The sequence below is a fragment of the Pedobacter sp. UYP1 genome (genome assembly GCF_040547305.1).
Classification (GTDB): domain Bacteria; phylum Bacteroidota; class Bacteroidia; order Sphingobacteriales; family Sphingobacteriaceae; genus Pedobacter.
Window position 1 is genome coordinate 109,423 of the sequence record NZ_JBEPPL010000003.1, and the last position, 23,180, is coordinate 132,602.

General features: G+C 37.8%; 23 protein-coding genes. 5 read left to right on the top strand and 18 right to left on the bottom strand.

All coding sequences use genetic code 11. The features are described from left to right. Position 1: 1 nt before the first annotated feature. The 4 genes from ABIB30_RS08310 to ABIB30_RS08325 are packed head-to-tail and all read right to left on the bottom strand — an operon-like array spanning position 2 to position 3,636. A complete protein-coding gene (locus ABIB30_RS08310) occupies positions 2-859 on the bottom strand; it encodes a fumarylacetoacetate hydrolase family protein (RefSeq protein WP_354300978.1) in 858 nt (285 codons plus the stop codon). An 8-nt stretch (positions 860-867) separates the two neighbouring features. Next, positions 868-1,629, bottom strand: a complete 762-nt coding sequence (locus ABIB30_RS08315) for an SDR family NAD(P)-dependent oxidoreductase (protein WP_354300980.1) — start codon at positions 1,627-1,629, stop codon at positions 868-870. An 8-nt stretch (positions 1,630-1,637) separates the two neighbouring features. After that, positions 1,638-3,302, bottom strand: coding sequence for a UxaA family hydrolase (locus tag ABIB30_RS08320; protein WP_354300981.1), 1,665 nt, complete (start codon positions 3,300-3,302; stop codon positions 1,638-1,640). A 1-nt stretch (position 3,303) separates the two neighbouring features. Then, on the bottom strand, positions 3,304-3,636 hold the full coding sequence (locus tag ABIB30_RS08325) for an L-rhamnose mutarotase (RefSeq protein WP_354300983.1): 333 nt from the start codon (positions 3,634-3,636) through the stop codon (positions 3,304-3,306). A gap of 145 nt (positions 3,637-3,781) precedes the next feature. On the opposite strand from ABIB30_RS08325, the gene ABIB30_RS08330 reads away from it, so the two are divergent. Then, complete coding sequence (locus ABIB30_RS08330) at positions 3,782-4,660, top strand: AraC family transcriptional regulator (RefSeq protein WP_354300985.1); 879 nt, start codon at positions 3,782-3,784, stop codon at positions 4,658-4,660. Here the strand turns inward: ABIB30_RS08330 and ABIB30_RS08335 are convergent, their stop codons facing one another. From ABIB30_RS08335 to ABIB30_RS08345, 3 genes are all read right to left on the bottom strand, one after another. Beyond that, positions 4,661-4,834, bottom strand: coding sequence for a DUF6496 domain-containing protein (locus ABIB30_RS08335; protein WP_354300987.1), 174 nt, complete (start codon positions 4,832-4,834; stop codon positions 4,661-4,663). It lies immediately after the preceding gene. 117 nt (positions 4,835-4,951) lie between these two features. Continuing rightward, positions 4,952-5,638: a lipid-binding SYLF domain-containing protein gene (locus ABIB30_RS08340; protein WP_354300989.1), complete on the bottom strand. Its 687-nt coding sequence runs from the start codon at positions 5,636-5,638 to the stop codon at positions 4,952-4,954. A gap of 171 nt (positions 5,639-5,809) precedes the next feature. Further along, entirely contained in the window at positions 5,810-5,956 is a 147-nt protein-coding gene (locus tag ABIB30_RS08345) for a hypothetical protein (protein WP_354300991.1), read from the bottom strand. A gap of 228 nt (positions 5,957-6,184) precedes the next feature. Here ABIB30_RS08345 and ABIB30_RS08350 point away from each other — a divergent pair, with 228 nt between their 5' ends. Then, the gene (locus ABIB30_RS08350; RefSeq protein WP_354300994.1) at positions 6,185-7,141 is read left to right on the top strand and encodes a sensor histidine kinase; all 957 of its coding nucleotides are present in this window, start codon (positions 6,185-6,187) and stop codon (positions 7,139-7,141) included. A gap of 5 nt (positions 7,142-7,146) precedes the next feature. Beyond that, on the top strand, positions 7,147-7,869 hold the full coding sequence (locus ABIB30_RS08355; protein WP_068396649.1) for a LytR/AlgR family response regulator transcription factor: 723 nt from the start codon (positions 7,147-7,149) through the stop codon (positions 7,867-7,869). Here ABIB30_RS08355 and ABIB30_RS08360 read toward each other — a convergent pair. The 8 genes from ABIB30_RS08360 to sufB form a co-directional block, all read right to left on the bottom strand. Next, positions 7,853-10,843 (bottom strand): lantibiotic dehydratase, encoded by a 2,991-nt coding sequence (locus ABIB30_RS08360; protein WP_354300996.1) that lies wholly within the window; start codon positions 10,841-10,843, stop codon positions 7,853-7,855. The genes ABIB30_RS08355 and ABIB30_RS08360 overlap by 17 nt on opposite strands. Before the next feature lie 223 nt (positions 10,844-11,066). Next, entirely contained in the window at positions 11,067-11,705 is a 639-nt protein-coding gene (locus tag ABIB30_RS08365) for a helix-turn-helix transcriptional regulator (protein WP_354300998.1), read from the bottom strand. Then, complete coding sequence (locus tag ABIB30_RS08370) at positions 11,705-12,019, bottom strand: SUF system Fe-S cluster assembly protein (protein WP_232324691.1); 315 nt, start codon at positions 12,017-12,019, stop codon at positions 11,705-11,707. Before ABIB30_RS08370 ends, ABIB30_RS08365 begins: the two co-directional genes overlap by 1 nt. Positions 12,020-12,028: 9 nt before the next feature. Beyond that, a complete protein-coding gene (locus ABIB30_RS08375) occupies positions 12,029-12,448 on the bottom strand; it encodes a SufE family protein (protein ID WP_354301000.1) in 420 nt (139 codons plus the stop codon). A gap of 9 nt (positions 12,449-12,457) precedes the next feature. After that, positions 12,458-13,681: an aminotransferase class V-fold PLP-dependent enzyme gene (locus tag ABIB30_RS08380; protein WP_354301002.1), complete on the bottom strand. Its 1,224-nt coding sequence runs from the start codon at positions 13,679-13,681 to the stop codon at positions 12,458-12,460. A gap of 12 nt (positions 13,682-13,693) precedes the next feature. After that, positions 13,694-15,025: a Fe-S cluster assembly protein SufD gene (sufD, locus tag ABIB30_RS08385; RefSeq protein WP_354301004.1), complete on the bottom strand. Its 1,332-nt coding sequence runs from the start codon at positions 15,023-15,025 to the stop codon at positions 13,694-13,696. 1 nt (position 15,026) lies between these two features. Further along, the gene (gene sufC, locus ABIB30_RS08390) at positions 15,027-15,800 is read right to left on the bottom strand and encodes a Fe-S cluster assembly ATPase SufC (RefSeq protein ID WP_354301006.1); all 774 of its coding nucleotides are present in this window, start codon (positions 15,798-15,800) and stop codon (positions 15,027-15,029) included. A 23-nt stretch (positions 15,801-15,823) separates the two neighbouring features. Continuing rightward, on the bottom strand, positions 15,824-17,269 hold the full coding sequence (sufB, locus tag ABIB30_RS08395) for a Fe-S cluster assembly protein SufB (protein ID WP_111632646.1): 1,446 nt from the start codon (positions 17,267-17,269) through the stop codon (positions 15,824-15,826). Between the two features lie 183 nt (positions 17,270-17,452). On the opposite strand from sufB, the gene ABIB30_RS08400 reads away from it, so the two are divergent. Beyond that, complete coding sequence (locus ABIB30_RS08400) at positions 17,453-19,957, top strand: M1 family aminopeptidase (protein WP_354301008.1); 2,505 nt, start codon at positions 17,453-17,455, stop codon at positions 19,955-19,957. A gap of 60 nt (positions 19,958-20,017) precedes the next feature. On the opposite strand, the gene ABIB30_RS08405 is transcribed toward ABIB30_RS08400, so the two are convergent. The 3 genes from ABIB30_RS08405 to ABIB30_RS08415 all read right to left on the bottom strand — a co-directional run bounded on the left by ABIB30_RS08405 (position 20,018) and on the right by ABIB30_RS08415 (position 22,107). Further along, complete coding sequence (locus tag ABIB30_RS08405) at positions 20,018-20,401, bottom strand: DUF3037 domain-containing protein (protein ID WP_354301010.1); 384 nt, start codon at positions 20,399-20,401, stop codon at positions 20,018-20,020. Further along, positions 20,379-21,176, bottom strand: coding sequence for a HipA family kinase (locus ABIB30_RS08410; protein ID WP_354301621.1), 798 nt, complete (start codon positions 21,174-21,176; stop codon positions 20,379-20,381). The genes ABIB30_RS08405 and ABIB30_RS08410 overlap by 23 nt, the downstream gene beginning before the upstream one ends. Before the next feature lie 184 nt (positions 21,177-21,360). Further along, on the bottom strand, positions 21,361-22,107 hold the full coding sequence (locus ABIB30_RS08415; protein WP_354301011.1) for a hypothetical protein: 747 nt from the start codon (positions 22,105-22,107) through the stop codon (positions 21,361-21,363). 172 nt (positions 22,108-22,279) lie between these two features. Between ABIB30_RS08415 and ABIB30_RS08420 the strand changes: the two genes are divergently transcribed. Further along, positions 22,280-22,936 carry a hypothetical protein gene (locus tag ABIB30_RS08420; RefSeq protein ID WP_354301013.1) on the top strand — a complete coding sequence of 219 codons (657 nt, stop codon included), beginning with the start codon at positions 22,280-22,282 and terminating at the stop codon, positions 22,934-22,936. The last annotated feature ends 244 nt before the right edge of the window (positions 22,937-23,180 follow it).

The following is a 23,180-nucleotide window of genomic DNA, read 5'->3' on the forward strand; positions in this document are numbered from 1 at the left end:
ATTAATTTTTAACGTAAGCTTTTACTTCTTGTCTGGAAGTTCCAAGGCCATCAATGCCCAGTTCTACTACATCACCGGCTTTCAGATATACTGGCGGATTAAATCCAAGTCCAACTCCGGCAGGTGTTCCTGTAGAAATGACATCTCCGGGAAGTAAAGTCATAAACTGACTTACGTAAGAAATTACGAATGGAATAGAAAAAATAAAGTTGGAGGTATTGCCATCCTGCATGGTTTTACCATTTACTTTTAGCCATAACCGTAATTTATTAAGCTCACCTAATTCATCAGGAGTAGCCAGGAAAGGGCCTAATGGAGCAAATGTATTACAACCTTTTCCTTTGTCCCAGGTCCCGCCTCTTTCGATTTGAAATTCACGTTCCGAAACATCATTGTGTAAGGTATATCCTGCAACATAAGCTAAGGCCTCAGCCTCTTCAACATAACTTGCTTTTTTACCGATAACCACTGCAAGTTCAACTTCCCAATCTGTTTTAACTGAGTTTTTAGGTACAATAATCGCATCATTTGGCCCTGTTAATGCCGTGGTCGATTTCATAAAAATGATAGGTTCAACTGGCAGCGGTGCATTGGTTTCTTTCGCATGGTCTGCGTAGTTTAAACCTATACATATAATTTTAGACGGACGTGCAATTGGTGAGCCTAAGCGTTCTGATTCTGGGATAATCGCTAGTTTACCAGCGTTAGCTTTGACAAATTCAGCTAGTCTTGCCAATCCGTTTTCCTCAAAAAAATCTTCATTATAATCTGTGCCGAAAGCAGAAGTATCATATTTATTATCATTGATAATTACACCTGTCTTTTCCCGGCCGGCATCGCCCCATCTTATTAATTTCATAAATATTTTTAGTTGTTAAGTTTTATAAATCCTCCATCAATCGGATAATCATTTCCTGTAATAAATCCAGATTCTTCTGCACATAGATATAAGGCCAGTGCAGCTATCTCTTCAGGTTTGCCCATTCTTCCAATCGGCTGACTTTTAGATAATTTTTCAAATACTTCTTCTTCCTGTCCTGCATAATTTTTTGAGATAAAGCCGTCTACAAAAGGCGTATGAACTCTTGCCGGAGAAATACTATTACAACGAATACCATCTTCGAGGTAGTCTCTTGCAACAGACATCGTCATGGCGTATACCGCTCCTTTACTCATGGAATAGGCAAATCTGTCGGTAATACCTACCGCAGCCGCAATAGAAGCCATATTCAAAATCACCGGACTTTTACTCTCTTTTAAGAAGGGAATAGCTGCAAATAAAGCATTGTAGGCTCCTTTCACATTCACAGCAAATACCTTATCGAAATCTTCTTCGCTTGTAGTACCTGCCTTCCCAATATGTGCTATGCCAGCATTATTGACCAGAATATCTACTGAACCAATCTGGTTAAATATATCCAATACCTGGTTCTGGTTACTTACATCACAACTATGTCCGTGGGCCTGACCTTTATTTTTCTGGATTTCACTGACCGTTTCCTCTGCTGCTGCATTGAGTTCTATAATATGTACGATTGCACCTTGTTTGGCAAACAGGATAGCGATAGCTTTTCCTATACCACTTCCACCACCGGTAACCACGGCTATTTTTCCTTCTAAACTAAACATATATTAAATTATAATGAAACACCTCTTTTCCATGGAATAAAATCATCCTGCCCTAAGGTTACAGCTTTAGGTTTGATAAGCCCGCTTGCCACCTCAATGACATAGTGCAGGATACGCGCTCCTGCCTGTTCAATACTTTCAGTGCCTTCAATGATAGTACCACAGTTAATATCAATAATATCTGGCATCTTATTAAATAAAACTGTATTTGTGGAGAGTTTAATCACTGGTGCAATGGGGTTTCCTGTCGGTGTTCCCAAGCCTGTGGTGAAAAGTACAATATTTGCGCCTGAGGCTACCTCAGCTGTTGTACTTTCTACATCACTGCCTGGAGTACACAATAAGTTAAGGCCAGGTTTTGTCACTTTCTCCGGGTAATCCAAAACTGCAGTTACAGGAGAATTACCTCCTTTTTTTGCTGCACCAGCAGATTTTATGGCGTCTGTAATTAAGCCATCTTTTATATTTCCGGGAGAAGGATTTGCATAAAATCCAGACCCTGTAGCTTCTGCCAGGGCATTGTAAGTGCTCATTAGCCCCATAAACCGGTTAGCGGTAGGTATATCTATGCAACGGTCACTCAATTCTTGTTCAACCCCGCATAATTCTGGAAATTCAGCCAGGATAACACTTCCCCCCAAAGTAACCAGTAAGTCTGAAAGATGACCAAGGGCCGGGTTAGCAGAAATCCCTGAAAATCCATCAGATCCTCCACATTCCAGGCCTATACATAATTTAGATAAGGGTGCGGGCGTTCTTTCTTCCTGGTTGGCCAGCATTAAACCGGTAAATGTTTGTTTGAGTGCTTCTTGCAAGAGTTTACTTTCGGTTCCTAATTTTTGTTGTTCCAGAATAACCAGTGGTTTACTGAATTTGGGATCTCTTTTGCTAATTTCCGCTTCCAGAATACTAATTTGTGCATGCTGACAGCCCAAACTCAGCACGGTTGCTCCCGCTACATTAGGGTGGGTAATATATCCGGCCAGCAAACCACAAAGTGCATCAGAATCCATCCTTGTTCCACCGCAGCCCATATCGTGGTTTAGAAATTTAATTCCATCTATGTTTGGAAACAGTTTATTACCCGGGGCTGCTGAAGCGGTATGCTGCAGGTCGGCCTGCAAAATATCTTCTATACTCTTGCCTGTTTTATATAAAGCGATCAGTCCGTCTACTTCATTTTCATAGCTTTTAGTCTTCTTAAAGCCCAATTTATCGGTCAGCGCTTCTTTTAAAACCTCTACATTGCGGTTTTCGCAAAATACAAGCGGGATCACAATCCAATAGTTAGCCGTACCAACGGAACCATCTTTCCGGTGAAATCCCATAAAGGTTTTATCTTTGAAAGCTGTAGTATCTGGTTGCTGCCACCAGGTTTTCCTTTCTCCCAATTGATAGCTCTCAGCAGCATGTTTTACGTTATCTACTGTAATCGGGTGTCCGGCAGGTATGTCTTCGCTTGCTTTACCCACCAGCACGCCATACATGAAAATACTGTTCCCTTCAGACAGATCATGCATGGTAAATTTGTGCTTGGCGGCTATCGGTGCGATAATATCAAAAGTCAGCGCATTAAACTTTACTTTAAACCCTGCTGGTAAATCAACCAGTGCGACCAATACATTGTCTGATGGATGGATTTGTATAAGGTAAGTTGTTTCTAAAGACGCCATATTATTCAAGTTCAAAAATTTGAGTCATTAACATCCATTTTTCTCCAGGCCTGGCGCCTGGCAAGGCCTGCTGATATTTCCACATCAGCTTTTCCCATTCCTGCACGCTTTCATTTTCTGCATCAAGTGCAGCTTTATAGTCAAAGCTGAAAGTATCATTCACTTCCATCCGCATCACAAGCCGGTTGGAGAAACGATAAATCTGCATCCTGTTTATTCCTGAGTTTTTAATACTGGCATAGATTTCAGGCCATATTTTCTGATGACATTTTTCGTATTCCCGGATAAGTTCCGGATCATTAATCAAATCAAGCGTTAAACAATATGTCTTCATTTATCTATTTTCAATTTTTAGAGCGTGGGTATCTTTGTTTACTCAAAGGAAAGTATTTTTGATTTTATTTATTTTATCATTTGAACGAAAGATTAAATGATTTTGGCATATTTACCTTTCATCAGCCATCATTTGTAACAAAAAAATGAAACCTCAACTTTTAAAAGCATCTCCGAACCCAATTCATTCTTTCAATGCCAGGCAGGATAATGTGCCTTACATTAATAACCGCTGGCATTATCACACCGAGGTAGAATTGATTCATTTTAAAAAAGGTAATGGTACCCAGTTTATTGGAGATAGTATTAAACGTTTCCGGTCTGGTGATGTAATTTTAATCGGTGCCCATCTACCGCATTATTGGAGATTTGATGATGTGTATTTTGATGAGCAGGTAAATACGAGTGCTGATGTACGTGTAATTCATTTCAATGAGAATTTCTGGGGAGATGTTTTCCTCAATTTACCAGAAAACAAGTTAATTAAAACTACACTTGAAAAAGCAAGAAGAGGAATTCAGATTGGCGGACCAATGAAAAACAACATTGGTGAGTTGTTGGAACAACTTTTACAAGCTGAGGGCTCAAAGAAAATTATCCTCCTGATGGAAGCGCTGACTGCTATTGGTACTTGTACTAAAACAAGACTACTTTCTTCAATAGGCTTTAAACACAATTTCGAAGATTCAGAAAATGACAGGATACATGCGATCTATGAATTCTCCTTAGCCAATTTTAAACGTAAAATTCAAACACAGGAGGTCGCAGATATTGCACATGTGAGCGTAAATTATTTTTGCAGATATTTCAAATCCAGAACCAGAAAAACCTATTCTCAATTCATTAATGAAATAAGAATAGGTCATGCTTGTAAGTTGTTAATTGAAAACAAGATTAACGTGAAACAGATTTGTTATGAGAGTGGCTTTTATAACTTTGCCAGCTTTCATAAATATTTCAAGTCTATTACAGGCAAAAGTCCACTGAATTATCAGCGTGAATTTTTAATCGACCGTCAAGCTTAGTTATTTTTTCTTTGGCACTTTCGCTCCTGCTTTTCTTGCTTCAGAAAGACCGATGGCTACTGCTTGTTTTTTAGAGGTCACTTTTGCTCCGCTTCCTGATTTCAATTTACCTTCTTTCATCTCATGCATAGTTTCTTCAACTTTCTCGCTTGCTTTTTTTGAATATTTAGCCATGATTTTAATGTTTAATTTAAAACATGATAATAACCGATATCCCGGATTTTAGTTTAAAAAAAATTCCCAACTGTATACTGCAGCCGGGAATTTCAGGACATTGATCCTGTGCAATAATTATTTTTGCATACTTGTCAGAGTCGATTTTAATTCTTTAACGATGACTGAAGAATTGTCAGCTGCATCGAATATTTTATGGGCAGTCATTGCTTTTCCATAAAAAGAAGTGTTCGACGGTGCATCTATAGCAAGAGAAGCCCCATTTAACGAAATGCCAGCAAAAAGACCTTTACTGCGGGAATAGGAATAAACCTCAGCTTCCAGTTTATAATCTGTATTTGCCGTCGAATTTCTGCCCACAGGACCGGCAGCGACAGAAAGGTCACCACCAAGCGTGAAACTGCTCTTTTTAATATCGGTCAGACTATTGCTATGTTTAAAAACTAAAACAAGGTCTACGGATTGAACACCAATCTGTGCACCAATACTGCCTCCGGTAATGGTTACAAAAACAGGATTACTCCAGGTACCGTCAGCACGTTTAACCATGGCAACACCCTTCCCTCTTTTTGCCCCGATTACAAAACCTGCGTTAATCAGTTTTGGTACGACAATAATTCCTTGCGTAACAGCCAGTAATTCTGAAGGGATCGATTCCTTCATCTTACTAAAATCTGCAAGAACGGTTGTTGCATCTTTTACTTTCTTTTCTTCCTTTTCCTGTGCATTAACCGAAGCGCTTAAGAATAAGCCTGCACACAAAAAAAGCGCAATTTTCAACTTCGATAATTTCATCGTTTTCATAATAGACCTGGTTTGATTTGAATTCATTATTAACTATAAACAGTTAATCAAATTCAGAGCCAAGATTAGGTTGCCACAAAAAAAAAGCACCAATGATCATAATGAAAATCATTGGTACTTTTTTATTGACTAATTATTCAGGACAGGCAGATGTATTGTATGTTCTTATAATTAAAAGTTTCCACCAATAGTTATACTGACAATAGTCTCGGGCGTAGAAGTATAGGGATACTGAGTGTCTGGAGATTTCTTTACTGAACAGATTTGATAAACTGGTGTCAATTCTAATTTCAAAAGAGTCGATTTTATTTTTTTCATAATAACAGCGTTTGATTTTTGATAATGATAAGAGTATCCTTTAACATTAGAAAAGTTATTACACGAACACGCTTATTCTCAAGGTAAATAATCATATAATCTCTTATATTTGAAATAATGATTTTCTCATCTAGCTCAAAAAATTTCAAATTTTACCGTGCTCATATTTTTGTATGGACATTATTTATTGCTTATGAATTTCTCCTTATATTTCTGCTGCATATTCCAATGTCTTCCCCTGCAGATTATATATTTGCTTATGCACTGAACATTATTTTTTTCTACATTAACACCTATTTAGTGTGGCCGCTGGTCTATAAAAAACCTACATATATTGGTATACTGTTCATATTACTGGAATTAATAGCTTATTTAGCACTAAAATACGCTATTACCTGGTTTTTTGTTGCCATTGGTAATTCAACGGCTGTACCGTTTACGATGACTTTAGACTATATTGCCAGAATTGCCTATAGGTTTATCTATATTTTCGGACTAAGTACGGCATACTGGTTTGCTTTAAATATTATTACGCAACGCAAAGAAATCACTGACCTGGAGAAAAACAAACTACTCGATCAGGTCCACCATCAGCAATTGGAGAAAAAGCTCATTGATTCTGAGGTCGCTTATTTAAAATCACAGATCAATCCTCATTTTCTGTTCAACACCTTAAATTTCCTTCATAATTCTGCAATAACGACAGCCCCTCAATTAACTAAACCCATACTTTTACTTTCTGATATCATGCGGTATGCTTTAACTGAAATACCGCAAAATGGAAAAGTAGACCTCTCAGAAGAAATAGAACAGATAGCTTCTTTTATAGACTTAAATCAATTTAGGTTTGATCATAATTTACAGTTATCTTTCACCATTACGGGAAATACGGCTAACCTTCAGATACTTCCCTTGATTTTATTAACACCAGTTGAAAATATTTTTAAATATGCAGACCTTAAAAATACAGAATACCCAGTAAAAATCAATCTCGAAATTAAAAACAATGAATTGGAATTTACGATAAACAACAGAAAAATAAGAACCAGAAAACCTATTCACAGCCACGGTATAGGTCTTAAAAATTTAAAACTAAGGCTTGACGCATATTATCCGGATGCCCATGAAATCCAAATCGTAGAAACTGCAGATGATTATACGTTCAAGCTTCAAATAACCTTATAACCTTTATGTATAAATGTTTTATAATAGATGATGAATCTCATGCCATCGAAACACTAAAAAAATATGCTGCAGACAGTGCACAGCTGGAAATCATTTCCACCTCGCAAAATCCACTGGAGGCTATTAAATATATTAATGAAAATAAAGATATAGATATCACTTTCCTTGACATCGATATGCCCGAAATGTCTGGTCTGGATGTAGCAGATTTAATTTATAAGAATACAGCCATTATTTTCACAACCGGTCATGCAGGCTATGCAGTACAGGGATTTGAGAAAAATATTTCTGATTTTTTGCTAAAACCTATTTCCTTTGAAAAATTCTTAAAATCAGTAACCAAAGTTATTGATAAGATTGAAGGACAGCGGCCACAGAGCCTGCCTAAAAATGAAAGTTATTTTTTCGTTAATCCAGGAATCAAAGGTAAAATGCTCAAAGTTAATTATGATGATGTGGAATATATTGAAGGGTTAAACAACTACATAGTTATTCACACCCCTCAAAACAACCACATTATCTACCTCACAATGAAGGAGATTGAAGCAGGATTACCAACTAATAATTTCATCAGAATTCATAAATCATACATTATTAATATTGACAAAGTAACAATGATGGAGGGTAATAAAATAATGATTGACAAGATGATCCTGCCTATTGGCTCTTCTTTTAAGGATCAGCTTTTAAAAAAGGTAAATAGCAACGTTATTAAAACTCATCGTTAGTCGTATAATTGAGATAGGCCTGATGCTTATTCATAAAATGATAGGTCAGGCACTCATATTCTCTGGGCTTACTTTCAAATATTCTGTTCATATGCATATGGATCAGACTTGCGATTAAATTATATTTATCTGCAGGTGCCCTGTGTGATATTTTGTCGTTGAGTGCTTTAAGCATTTGATTAAAATACGGGTAAATACTGTTATTTTCTCTGCCAGACAAATGTTCACTTTCAATCAGCTCTTTCCGGAAATTCCGATATTTAAGATCCAGTTTACGAACAGTTATTTTATCGGTGTTACTAAATTCATTTGAAAAGCCGGAAAGAACTTGATTAAAGAACTCAAACCGCTGATCTTTATCCTTTATAAAATTCTTGACAATCAAAAGTGCAGAATGCACTGCAAAGCATAATTTAGACCTTAAGTCTACCCCACCTATTTGAAAGGCAGTCAGGATATATTCACTATCGTGATAAAATAAAGATTCAATTTCCTGTATTAATTCGCCAGAATATCTCTCCAGTTCTCTCTGATAAGTATCCAGCGAAATCTCTGACACTTTGCCCGCATCACATAGTGGTTTTAACTGTGTATTGAGCTCCAGTAATAAGTTATGAGCCAATTCTCTATCGATAAAGAACCGTAATCTGATATGATGACCGGTGTCCTTGTATCTGATAAAAAACCACTTAAACGCCGCATCTTTTTTCTTGTATTTTTGAATAACCGGGAACACTGTATTCATTAAAATATTGTCCATTAATGAATCATGCGCGTACAATTTAAGGTATAGCCATTCATCACCCGGAAAAAATGTCCGTTTAACCTTTAATTTTTTAAGCGCTGCAATTCTATTGGATTTGGATTGAGGCAAAGCATATGATTTAGACTGATTGACTACACAGGTTATATATTGGCTTAGGTAAGGCCGCTTTTCTGTATCTTGTATATCTGCACAATCAGGAAAAACATATTCTTTCAGCGTTACCGAGTCTTTATTTCTGATGCATTTTCTAAATAATTCAAGGTCATCATTATTATTCTTGTTAAATACAAGAAAGTTATCCATTTCATTCAAGCTGAAATACACAGGTAGCGCCAATTCTTCCCAAAAAGACTGATTCTGTGCAATTATTTTATTTATTTTATCTTGATTTAATATCCATGTTGCCGCAGAAATAACAGTATTGTTGAGCTGTACGCGTGGATAAAATGACATACCAGGAAAAAAGTCTTTCAAAGAAAATGATAAACTTGCCTTAATTCCCTGGTACTGCAAATCGCACAAAAATCTGAATACAGGAATAGTAGTGAGCTGAACATTATAGGCTGAAGAAAGTCTTGGTATGATGTATTTGTTGAGCTTAATTGATCTTAACAAAATAGTATTATTACTTATCGAAATAACCAGATCATTCAATTTAATGGTATGCGCTGATGACCGTGTCGGATGCGTAAGTATAGGAATTTCGTAGGGATAAAAATGCCCCCGCTGATTGATATTTGAAGTTCTGTTAGCTGGAGAAAAGGCAATTTCGGCAAATATAAAATCATGATTTACGGACATCTCTTGTTCGCATATCTCCTGAAGCTGATTATCAATTTCCGAATTTGTAATTCCAAATCGGGCTCCTGGCTCGATTCCGGACATCCCCCCTATTTGATCTATCCACAATTCCCGATCGACATTCTTGTATAAAAGAAACATGCCAGGCGGTAATACTGATTTACTTTCCGGCAATAGATCAATATCCTTTTGTGTGAGCAGGATTTTACCTGATCCTGTTCCTGAAAAATCACCCCATTTTTCAAAGAGCATTCTTTCTGCTTCTCCCCATTTTATCGTACTTTTTGATTCATTTTTCCTCAGTAAATCAGCTACGAATTCATCATCCTGATTATCAAAAGCCGAAGTGAGATTATCATACCCAAGACCAACTCCCGGATCCATGACTTCCATTAATGGAACTTCCTGACGTTCATATTTTTTTATAAAGGAGGCTTTAAAGGCAAGCATTGGTTCCTCATTCCTATCTTTAGTTAGCTTGTCCAGATTATTGATCAATGAAATAAATTCAGGATGTATCTCCTTGCTTAGCCCACCAGAAATTTCGCGTTGATATAGGCTATATGGTGCACTTTTTTCATTCCTGGTGAGCACCTCTGCTATATGCTTATTCAATCCGGGTAATACACTATCCTGATCATTAACAGGTATAGAGAATGTACTGATCTTATCCAGATCAAGCTGAGTATATTTTTCCAGCAGATCAACACAACGTTCGTTATACAATGTTCCCGTAACATTTGGTCTGAGTTCTGAAACGATGACCCCTCCATTAACTAAATGATCAAAATAATTGTCAGCACCGGCCTCCTCACCGTATTGTGCTATCAAATAATTTATAATAGCATCTTTGGTCTGCCCCTGGCTTATAAATTTCAACAACTTCTTCAGACCTGGGATAACTTTTAAATGGACAATAACATGTTTGTCCTGTTCAGAATACGCTTCGCTGACAAAATACAATTCTCCAGCTGCCGTATACATTGAATTATTTGTATAGTAATTGATAGTGGGCAAATCCGCTATGTTTAATTCGTTGATATAGTCCAGTACAGATACAAAATCCGGAAGAGCTGTCAACTCACCTTTACCACTAAAGAACAAATTATTAGTATTTTCGGATGTCCATTGTGCAATTGAAAAAGAAGAGAACAGTCCATATGGCAATGGTCTGAAACACATTCTGTTCAGATATTTCCACAGCGTAGCCCTAACTTGTTCATTGAATTGAGCATAGTCAAAATCCTTTTTCTTTAATTCAATATATAGCGTCTGACTCGCAAAAAACAGACTTGCTCTGAAGAAATCAGTTTTTAATTGTTGCTGAAGAAAAACTCCGTTAAAATTTTTATAGCTATAAGCTGGGGACCGGACGAGCAAAAACGGAGCTACGATAAATTCAGACATTTTGAGCAATAATTATATTTGGCAAAATTGGGAGCAGCCCCAAACGCTCGAAATTTATCAAAAAATCCGCATCTATTGTACAATTATGAACAGTTTTTATGTGATAGTTGAAATGAAAAAATGGACGGCACAACTAATCAACTGATAATCAAATATATAATAATTACCAATTAAGAAAATACAAATAATTGAGTTTAATGAAAGAAAGGTCAGCGTGTAGAAATCAGGATGTAGCAGAAGAAATACGGTAGGCACATCTTCTGCCTCCGTCAACAATATACTCTATGCGTTTGATAGGTACATTCTCACCCATAACGGTTTGTAAAGTTTTAAACTCTGCACTGCATATTGCAGGATTCGCATGAGCTGCAGCACCGATAGGACAATGATTTTCAATAAAGATAAATCCTTCATCATCTTTGATTACCTGGGCCATGTAGCCCTCTTTTGTCCGGATAGAGACAAAACTATTAATTCTTTTTTCGAGGTCGGAGACTCCCTCTAATTCTTTTAGATATTTATTAGTCCCTTTTTCGCCGTTGGCAGTAATAAGCTGTGAAACTGCTCCTTCACCCAGCAGTTCTTTCATCACTTCCATTAACTTCACTGTTAATGCAGCATGTGTATCGGGAAATCTTGATTGTCCCATACTGGTGAGTGACCATAGTTGTTGTGGCCTGCCCCTTCCTGTGACGGTTTTACTTGAAGTTACCAACCCTTCTTTTTCCAGCCTGAGCATTTGGAAACGTGCCCCCTCTACTGTTACCTTAAATTCCCGCGCAAGCGACAATAGAGATTGCGGCCCGCTGGTTTTCAGCAGGTTTACGGCACCTTCCCTAAATGGCACTTTACTTTCTTCCATTACAACCAGCCCAATTCTAATCTTGCTTCATCACTCATCATATCTCTATCCCATGGCGGATCAAAAGTAAGACGTACTTCTACCTCATTTACGCCTTCTACTGCTTTCACCTTAGTTTCCACTTCTCCCAGGATTTCTCCGGCAGCAGGACAGGCTGGTGCAGTCAGGGTCATATAAATATGTACGTTATTATCTTCCAGCATATCAATTTTATAGATCAGGCCCAGTTCATAAATATTTACTGGTATCTCCGGATCATAAATGGTATGCAACGCCTCTTCAATTTTATCTCTTAACAATGGTTCGTTCATCATATTATCTTTTTAATCCTGTGATTTAAAAGCCAAAGCGTACATTTTCATTTGTTTTAACATGGACAGCAGCCCGTTGGAACGGTTTGGAGACAAATGATTTTGTAAGCCTATGGTATTTATAAAATATAAATCTGCATCTATTATTTCCTGTGGAGTATGTCCGGATAAAACCCGGACCATCATACTGATCAAGCCTTTAGTAATAATAGCATCACTATCAGCCGTAAATAATATTTTACCGGATACGTATTCCGGATGCAACCAAACACTGGACTGACATCCTTTAATCAGATTCTCCGGGACTTTATATTGCGCATCAATTAAAGGAAGTTCTTTCCCCATATCGATGATATTCTCATATTTATCCATCCAGTCTGAAAAGAGCTCAAACTCTTCTATAATTTCGTCCTGTTGTTCGTTAATTGTCATCTGTAAAAATTATATGAGTATAGCAGCAGCTCTTTTGATTCCTGCGACCAGTAAATCTATTTCTGTATGCGTATTGTAAAAGGCAAATGATGCCCTGCATGTTCCAGGTATACCAAAAAAGTCCATAATTGGTTCAGTACAATGATGCCCTGTACGGATCGCAATTCCCTGTTTATCGAGTAATTCTCCCAGATCATAAGGATGCACACCATCAATTAAAAATGAAATTACGCTTGCACGTTGCGCGGATTTACCGATAAACTTAAGGTTCGTTAAACCGGACAATTGCTGCAGCGCATAATTTAATAATTCATCCTCTTTCTCTTGTATAGCATCAAGACCAATAGAATTCACGTAATCTACAGCTGCCCCCAATCCGATCGCTCCAGAAATATCAGGAGTACCTGCTTCAAATTTATAGGGCAAATCATTGTAAATCGTCTTTTCGAAAGTTACGGTTTTGATCATATCTCCACCTCCCTGGTAAGGAGGGATCATATTCAGCCACGTTTGTTTACCATAAAGTACACCAATCCCGGTAGGCCCGTAAATTTTATGTCCTGAGAAAGCAAGAAAATCAACATCCAGTTCTTGTACATCTATTGGTAAATGCTGTATAGCCTGCGCAGCATCAATCATTACAGGTATATCTTTGGCATGTGCTTGTTTAATGATCTCCCTGATTGGATTAATTGTTCCCAGAGAATTTGACACATAAGTAACGGAGACCAGCTTTACACTTTCCTTTAAAAGTTCAGGTAGGGTATCTAATAGCAATACGCCATTTTCATCCATGGGAATAACCTTCAAGGTCGCTCCCCGTTCTTCACAAATCATTTGCCAGGGCACGATATTCGAATGGTGCTCCATTGCAGAAATCAGGATACTATCTCCTTTTTGCAGGAATTTCTTCCCAAATGAGGAAGCGACTAAATTAATCCCGTCAGTTGTCCCTTTAGTGAAGATAACCTCGTGAGTAAAAGCAGCATTTATAAATTTGCTCACCTTGTGACGGGCTTCTTCGTAAGCAGCTGTTGCCTGCTGACTAAGCAAGTGTACACCGCGGTGCACATTGCTGTTACAAGTTTTATAATAATCCTCTACAGCAGCTAAAACTGCTATGGGTTTTTGTGTTGTTGCTGCATTATCAAGATAAACCAAGTCTTTTCCATATACTTTTGTCTGTAGTATAGGAAAGTCCTCTCTGATATTTTCTGCTATTGATTTGCCCATTTCCACCCTCTTTTAAATGATTGTTGCTAATGAATTTTCCATCTTTTTATAAATTAAAGATTGAACAAAATCCTTTATTGCTTCATTCTCAATTTTTTGAGTAACATCAAACATAAATGCTTCTACCAGTAATTTTCGTGATGATTCTTCAGAAATACCTCTTGAGCGCAGGTAAAATAATGATTCAGGATCGAATTGTCCTACGGTACAGCCATGACTACACTTCACATCATCTGCAAAAATCTCTAATTGCGGTTTAGCAAATACTTGTGCTTTATCACTTAGTAAAAGGTTATTATTTTGCTGAAAAGCATTGGTTTTCTGAGCCGGACGCTCTACAAATACTTTCCCGTTAAATACAGCTTTACCTTTATCTAACAATACTCCTTTATAAATCTCATTGCTATCACAATGTGGGAAACGATGGTGAATAGCTGTATGGTTATCCGTTAATTGATGACCTGCTACCAAGTATAACCCTAATAAATGCGTTTCTGTTGCAGTACCATTCAGCACAATTTCCAGGTTATTCCTGATTAATTCTGCACCTGGCAAATTGAACATGAAGTTATCATAACGACTATTACGTTCTTGTGTAATGTGGTTATAATTAATCAGCCTGTCTTCTGCTGCATTATCCTGAATCACATATTGGATCAGGTTAGCATTTTCTTTTACTGTTACCTGTGTTACACTGTTCATCAATACGCGTTGTGCATTTCCTAAGGAAACCGCGCTATCAATTAGCTCTGCCTTTGCATTTTCGTTCACAACAATTAAGTGGCGTGGCTGAAAAAGCATATTTTCTGAAGCGGTGTAAAGATGAATAATCTGTACAGGTTTGTCTAATACTACATTTTTTGGTACTTCAAGGAAGTATCCGTCTGTAAAAAATGCAGTATTTAACGCATACATTCTATTCCCTTCTGCCTCTTTACAGGTGATATAATTTTTATAGCTTTCTGTATTGATCACACTTTCAAGCGGAAGAACAATCAATTGATCCACCTCCGGTAAAACTGATAAGTCAAATTGGATTTTACCATTCAGTAAAACCAGTAACCAGGCATCCAGCCCTGGTATAGTTGCTGAAATTATTGCTTTTTTAACCTCTTGCTGATCTGTGTCCCCTATAGTTAAAGAGAAAGTATCAGTAAGAAACGGAGTCAGATTAGTGAATTTCCAGTCCTCATCTTTTGATGTTGGAAAACCTTTAGCTTTAAATAGCTCAAAGGCATCTTCTCTTGATTTTGATAAATCGCCATTGGTATTTTCACCTTTTGGAGCATTTTCAAACTCAGCGATCAATTGATTATAGAATGGAGCTGTTAACTGATTTACCATCTTATATTTTATTTATTGATTCATTGCCATGGAATTCTTCTTTCAACCAGTCGTATCCCTTTTCTTCAAGTTCCAATGCCAGTTCTTTTGTACCAGAACGCACAATCTGACCGTTGTACAATACGTGTACAAAATCTGGTACGATATATTCCAATAAGCGCTGATAGTGTGTAATCAATACAAAAGCATTATCCGCCGAACGTAATTTATTGATACCACTGGATACAATACGTAAAGCATCAATGTCCAGTCCTGAATCTGTTTCATCCAAAATTGATAATTTTGGTTCCAGCATGGCGAGTTGAAATACTTCGTTTCTTTTTTTCTCTCCACCCGAAAAACCTTGATTTAGAGAACGGTTGGCCAATTTTGCTTCAAACTCTACTAAAGCTTGTTTTTCCTTCGTCATCTTCAGGAATTCTTTAGCTGAAAGCGGTGGAAGATTACGGTGAATTCTGATTTCGCTTAATGCAGTTCTTAAGAAGTTAATATTCGATACTCCAGGAATTTCTACAGGATATTGAAATGCAAGAAAAACGCCTTCACGTGCACGTACTTCAGGTTTCATATCCAACAGATTTTTACCGTCAAGCCAAACTTCACCCTCAGTAATTTCGTAGTTTTCACGACCTGCCAATACGGATGCCAATGAACTTTTGCCCGAGCCGTTAGGGCCCATGATCGCATGTACTTCACCGGCTTTCACCTCCAGATTAATTCCTTTTAATATTTCTTTTCCTTCAATATTCGCATGAAGATTTTTTATTGATAACATAGTATTCTTTATTTTTTTATGGTCTACCCTACGCTGCCTTCGAGTGTAAGAGAAAGTAATTTTTGAGCTTCTACTGCAAATTCCATTGGCAATTGATTCAGTACATCTTTTGCGTATCCATTAACGATCAACGCAATGGCTTGTTCTGCATCAATTCCACGTTGATTCAGGTAAAACACCTGATCTTCTCCAATTTTAGAGGTCGTAGCTTCATGTTCTATGGTAGCAGTATTATTTTTAGATTCGATATATGGAAAAGTGTGTGCACCGCAAAGGTCACCAATCAATAAAGAGTCACATTGTGTAAAGTTCCGTGCATATGCTGCTTTAGGGCCCATTTGCACTAAACCACGATAGCTATTCTGTCCTTTTCCTGCCGAGATACCTTTAGAGATAATTCTGCTTTTAGTATGCGCTCCAAGGTGATATATTTTTGTACCAGTATCTGCGATCTGCATATTATTAGTCACTGCCACAGAATAAAACTCTCCTGAAGAATAATCACCCTGCAATAGAATACTTGGATATTTCCAGGTAATTGCTGAGCCAGTTTCTACTTGTGTCCATGAAATTTTAGCACGCTCTCCACGACAGGCTCCACGCTTGGTCACAAAATTGAAGATCCCGCCTTTTCCTTCTTTATCTCCAGGATACCAGTTCTGAACAGTAGAATATTTGATCTCTGCACCTTTCATCGCAATTAATTCTACGACAGCAGCATGCAGTTGATTCTCATCACGCATTGGAGCAGTACAGCCTTCAAGGTAACTTACATAACTATCTTCGTCAGCAATAATCAATGTCCGTTCAAACTGTCCTGTATTTTCAGCATTGATCCTGAAGTAGGTAGAGAGTTCCATCGGACATCTAACTCCTTTAGGAATGTAAACAAAAGATCCATCCGAAAACACTGCAGTGTTTAATGAAGCAAAAACATTGTCTGTATGCGGAACTACAGAACCCAGGTATTTCTGTATCAGCTCAGGGTGTTCTTTAACGGCATCACTGATAGAGCAGAAAATAATTCCCAGTTCATTCAGGTGTTTTTTATAAGTAGTAGTTACCGAGACACTGTCAAAGACAACGTCCACAGCAACGCCCGCCAGGTGTTTCTGTTCTGACATCGGAATACCTAATTTCTCGAAGGTACGCAGCAATTCAGGATCTACTTCATCCAATGAGGCGTACTTTGCTTGTTGTTTAGGAGCGGCATAATAAGAAATAGACTGGAAGTCAATTTCGGGCATCTTAAAGTTTTGCCATTGTGGCATTTCTTGCTTCTGGAAAGCTTTGAAACCTTTCATGCGCCAATCGAGTAGCCATTGGGGTTCATTCTTTTTTGCAGAAATAAACCTTACTGTATCTTCGTTGAGTCCGATTTCAGAAATATCCATATCAATCGCTGTAACAAAGCCAAATTCGTATTCACGGTTTGCCAGTTGTTCGAGCATCAAATCATCTTTTTCCATTATTATTCAGTTTAGGAACTTTATCTGCAGCATTCGGATAGCTGGAGAGATAAAGCAGACCACAAAGATAGCCAACAAGGGTAATAAACAAAGGAATTACTTTGTTTATTACAAATAAATGAGTTTATTGTGATTATTTTGTTTTTCCGCTTAGATTTACGCGGATATTTTAAAGATTTTAAAATGAGTATAAAACCAACAACATATAAGCGCGCAGTCTTACAGACGATGTTTTTTATCGCCTCAGCGATTGCAATGCCAGCATTTGCGCAGCAAAAACCTGAGGATCCTTTGTTAAAGATTTACAGAGGCAGTGCGGAAAAGATCAATGATTTGATCCATACTAAACTGGATGTCAGGTTTGATTATAAGAAACGTCATTTATATGGTAAAGAATGGGTAACCATCAAGCCTCATATTTATGCGACCGATAGTTTAAGACTAGATGCAAAAGGCATGGATATCAAAACCGTTGCAGTAGTCAGAAATGGAAAAAATATTCCACTTAAATATACTTATGACAACCTTTCTCTGGCGATTAAACTGGATAAAGTATATCAGAACACAGAAAACTACACCATTTATATTGATTATACGGCAAAGCCGGATGAGTTGAAAATCGAAGCTGGTGCAGCAATAACAGATGCCAAAGGACTTTATTTTATCAATCCTGATAGTACAGAAAAAGGTAAACCAGTACAGATCTGGACGCAGGGTGAACTGGAAAGCTCTTCAGCCTGGTTTCCTACTATTGACAGGACTAATCAGAAAACCACCGATGAAATCAGTATGACCGTACCTGGTAAATACGTAACCTTATCTAACGGCAGACTTGCTTCGCAGAAAAAAAATGCGGATGGTACAAGAACAGATACGTGGAAAATGGAACTCCCGCATTCTCCTTATTTATTCATGATGGCGGTGGGTGATTTTAAAATTTACCGCGATAAATGGCGCGATAAAGAAGTTAATTATTACCTGGAACCTGCTTATGCACCTTATGCAAAAGATATATTTGGATTCACTCCCGAAGCAATCGAATTCTATTCTAAAACTTTAAGGGTAGATTATCCATGGAATAAATATGCACAGATTGTGGTCAGAGATTATGTAAGTGGTGCCATGGAAAATACAACGGCTACACTCCATGGTGCTTATGTACAGGGAACTGCCCGCGAGCTGGCTGACAGATATTATGATAAAGGAAGAAGTACCATTGTTCATGAGCTGTTTCATCAGTGGTTTGGGGATTATGTGACTGCCGAAAGCTGGAGTAATCTTACCGTGAATGAGTCTTTCGCAGATTTTAGTGAAACTTTATGGGCTGAGCATAAATATGGACAGGATACAGGTGATGAACACAATAATGAGGCGATGCAAACCTACCTGGAGAATCCTGAAAATGCCAGGAAAGATCTTGTCCGTTTCCATTATCACGATGCAATGGACATGTTTGATGCAGTGTCTTACAAAAAGGGTGGCCGTATCCTGAATATGCTACGTCATTTTTTAACTCCTGACGTATTTTTCAAAGGGTTAAACATTTACCTGAAAACCAATGCCTTTAAGAATGGTGAAGCACAGCAACTGCGTTTAGCTATGGAAGAAGCAAGTGGAAAAGACCTGAACTGGTTCTTCAATCAATGGTATTATGGCGCTGGGCATCCTGTACTGGATATCAAGTATAAATGGGATGAAGCAACAAAAACGCAATTTGTTTACTTGAATCAAACACAAGAAGGGAAAGCATTTCAGCTGCCTATGGCTGTAGATTTATACAATGGGGCTCAGAAAGTGTGTCACCAAATCTGGATGCGAAGTAAGTCGGATACTTTGACTTTTAAGGTTCCTGCTCAACCTAAACTGGTTAATATCGATGCGGATAAAATTACGTTAAGTCAAAAGACAGATCATAAGAATATCACCGAATTTTTATTCCAGTATCAGCACGCGCCTTTGTATATGGACAGACTGGAGGCGATAGATGCTGCTACTGCACAACAAACACTTCCGGAAGCCCAGCAAATATTACTGGCTGCTTTACAGGATAAGTATTACGGATTACGCATGAGAACGATGAACAGCATCAATCCGGAGAATACAACGCTTGTCAATGCTGCAATACCTTTTATCCTTAAAATAGCCAAGGATGATGATAACAATCTTGCAAAAGCTCAGGCATTGAAAATAATCAGTACGACTAAAGATGCGGCACAACAGTTGTCACTTTTCGAAGGAGGTTTAAAAAGCAATTCTTATGCAGTACAGGGAGCATCCTTGTTTGCTATGGCAAATTTAAAACCAGCCGAATCATTAAATATGGCTAAAGCTTTTGAAAAAGATAACAAAGGGGATTTAACAAAAGCTATTATTACTGTGTATGCAAAAAATGGTGGTGATACAGAATGGCCTTTTGTCTTTAAAAACTTTGAAGAAAGTGATCCGCAAACCAAGTTTGACATGCTTAAAGATTTCGCTTTCATGACTGCCCGAGTTAAAAGTCCTGAATATGCGCAACAAGGAATTAATGCGTTAAAAGAAATAGGAGTTAAATATAAAGCTCAGGGAGCAGCTCCGGTTATTTTAAATGTTCTTGATCAACTTAAGAAAGTACGTAAGGATCAAAATGATAGTTCTTCTGTAAAACTTATTGGAGAAGCAGAACAGCAAATTAATAATCAGAAATAAGCTGATTACAAAAAATGCAAGCCCCCTTTAAAGACCAAAATCTTTAAAGGGGGCTTTTAGTTAAAGGACTTGTTCTTCAAGCAACACTTTTATTTTTTCACTGGCATCCTTACAAAATCCGGGATGTACCCTGGAAGTTTGAAGCACTGTACTCCGCATTGCAGTAAGCCATCGGAATCGCGAGGCTGCATCAAGCTGACCGATTGGTCCACTTTCTTTTCCGCCCGCACAAATCTGTTTTAAAGCCAGCAGGTTGTCTTCAATTTCTTTAATATCCGTATTTTTAGAAAAAGCACTCAGTTTTTCTTTATTTAACAGGATCTCTGCTTGTAAAAACTTCTGTTTAGCACAATACAGAATAACACCTACATTCATAAATTCATCACGTTCCACCCTGGGTACAACGCGGATTATCGCGTACTCAAATAAGTGACTGTCTTGCATTTTGTGCTTCTTTTACGAAAATTTCTGACTTAGCAATTCTCAATTCCAAAAACCGTGCGTAGGCATTGCGGTGTTCCTCTGCCGAACTGAAAGTTTGCTCTTCACATAGCCATTCTGTTGGAATAAGGTTAACTATAGCATGGATCAGCTCTTTAGTAATCATTGATCTGAATTCGGCATTTACTTCGTCCAGTTCTGTTGCCCATGGCAGCAATACATGATCTTTGATTAGCATAAAGGGACGCTGTGCTTGTTCTTCCCAGTTTTGCCAGGAATGGTGAAAATAAAGAGAAGCACCATGATCGATCAGCCATAATTCCTTATGCCAGATCAGCATATTCGTATTGCGGGCTGTGCGGTCCATATTGGTCAGCAGACAATCCAGCCATACAATTTGAGAAGCTAATCTTGCATCGATACTGGTCACTGCCGGGTCAAAAGTAATTGCACCAGAAAGGTAGTGAAGTGCAAGATTAAGGCCGACACTGGCTTTAAGCAAATCCTGTATTTCTTCGTCAGGTTCTGTCCGGCCAAAGGCCTCATCCAAATTAGCCAGTACAATTTCCGGCACTCTGAATCCGAGTGCACGGGCAATTTCACCCCCGATAATTTCTGCAATTAATGCCTTAACTCCCTGCCCTGCGCCACGGAATTTAAGGACATAAAGAAAATCATCATCGGCCTCTGCAATAGCAGGCATAGATCCTCCTTCGCGTAACGGTGTAACATAACGTGTTACACTGACGGTTCTGAGTTGAAGTTCGTTAGTATTCATCATAAAAAAACTCTGGATAGAGAAGGCTTGAAATTTAAGTAAATTATTTCAATGACCTCATTTAAAAACCTGGAAAGTTTTTATAGGGTGTGGATGAGGCTTTTCAGCACCTACATTCTGAGGAATCAGAAGGAATATGATCAGAAGAAAACGAATAGATGTTTCCAAGCCCATAATAAGTAGTTTATATTGCGTGAAGTAAAATAGGTGAAGAGGTCAAAACGGGACTGGTGGCTGAGGCGCCAATATAAATTTTAGATCTCCAAACAATAAAAGTACAGCTGCTGATCAACTTACTATAATCAAGATTACCGAATTTATCCAGTCCCTGTCCAAAAATTAAGGTATAGGTCTCAAAACGAGCCAGTCCTTTTGGTATATTTTTCATAATAATACTTCCTGAATATTGGTAAGGGGCAGCTTTACTGGTAGCGATCATATTTGTTCCATCATAAAGACCAGGATTAAACTCTCCCTGGAACAATGCAATCCACTTTTTGTTTGCTTTTATCTGATTACAACACGGCCCGGCAAAATGTGCAATCAGAAAATCTGTTCCAATATTATCTGAATTCACACTTATATGACTGCATACAGCAGGCAGTGGGTGATTCAATAGAGCGGATATACTTATAGAAAGAGTGGCAACAATTGTTTCTGTTTCTCTCCCTTTATCTATGCCCAAACCAATCATATAATTCTTCTTACCTATAGAAAGCGCGTCAAAAAGGTGTTCTCCAAATAACTCACCGCTAATTATTTTCCTGGTTTGTAATGCTTCAGAAGCTGAAAGGACCCGGGTTCCTTCCCAAATAGAAAGAAAACAACCCATTGTCCCCGGGTCTGAACCAGGTAATAGATTGAACGAAACGGCTGCCTGCTTTTCATTGACCGGCTTTCCGATGAGTTGAATAACGCCTTGCGTACACATAACTTGTAATGGTTTAAGAACAAATATTTAAATCAAATATCCAGCTGATGACTGAAAAAGGGCAGGGTGAAAACAGCTTTTCGGTTTCAGCATTTTAGCTTTATTAAAAGGCAAAAGACAGTTTTCGGTAAGAAATATTTTACCTAGGTTAGCATAAAAAAACACCCAGATTATGAAATTAAAATTTACTATTCTATTTACTGCTTTAATTGCGGTCAGTGTTGTTGCTTGTAAACAAAAAGAAACGACCGCCGAAGGAGCAACTACTAATTCAAAAGGCGCAACTATACCCGATTCGGTTCTGGTTGATGTACGAACTGCAAGAGAATATGTCAATAATTATGCTGCACATGCAGGTTTTGTAGACCCGACTGAAGAGGAAGAGAGAGAACGTAAACCTAAAAAACCAGATACACGATGCGTTTGGTTCAGTAAAACAAGATTACAGCAAATGCTGAACAAGCTGGAGAAGGAAGACGGAGATGGTGTACGTTTCTATATGATTACTTACAATAAAAAGTATGATACTACCCTGGTAGGCAGAAAAACATTGATTCCTGAAAAAAAATATTGGGGATATAATACCTTACTCATGGTTTCAACCAAACCTGTTAAAACTGGCGATGAAATATTGCATTTCGATTATTATGAAAACATCGTTAACCAGGAAGGTGTGGCACAAAAGAATGCAAAATCAGAAAAACCAGGCTTTATTGTGACTTTCGTTCCTGAAAACAGAGGTGAATTATGTCCTCCGCCAGCAACTTGCGAATTCGAAGGAGCAACTTTGCTTGACCCATTACAAAAAACTGATATCTCAAAGAAATAATATGCACGCGTTTTTCACTGTCAATACTGTTACGGAACTTATTTGCCTGTTAATAAGTGTCATATGCTTATATAAAGATAAAAATGTATACTGGAGATCCTTTATGCTCTATCTTTTAATGGTGTGTCTCGTAGAAATGGTTGGCATTAGCTTACGCCTGGAACATAAACCAAATTACGCTCTCTATACTTGGTTCCTGGTGATTGAATGTACTATGATAAGTTGTTTTTTTTATCATTTGTAC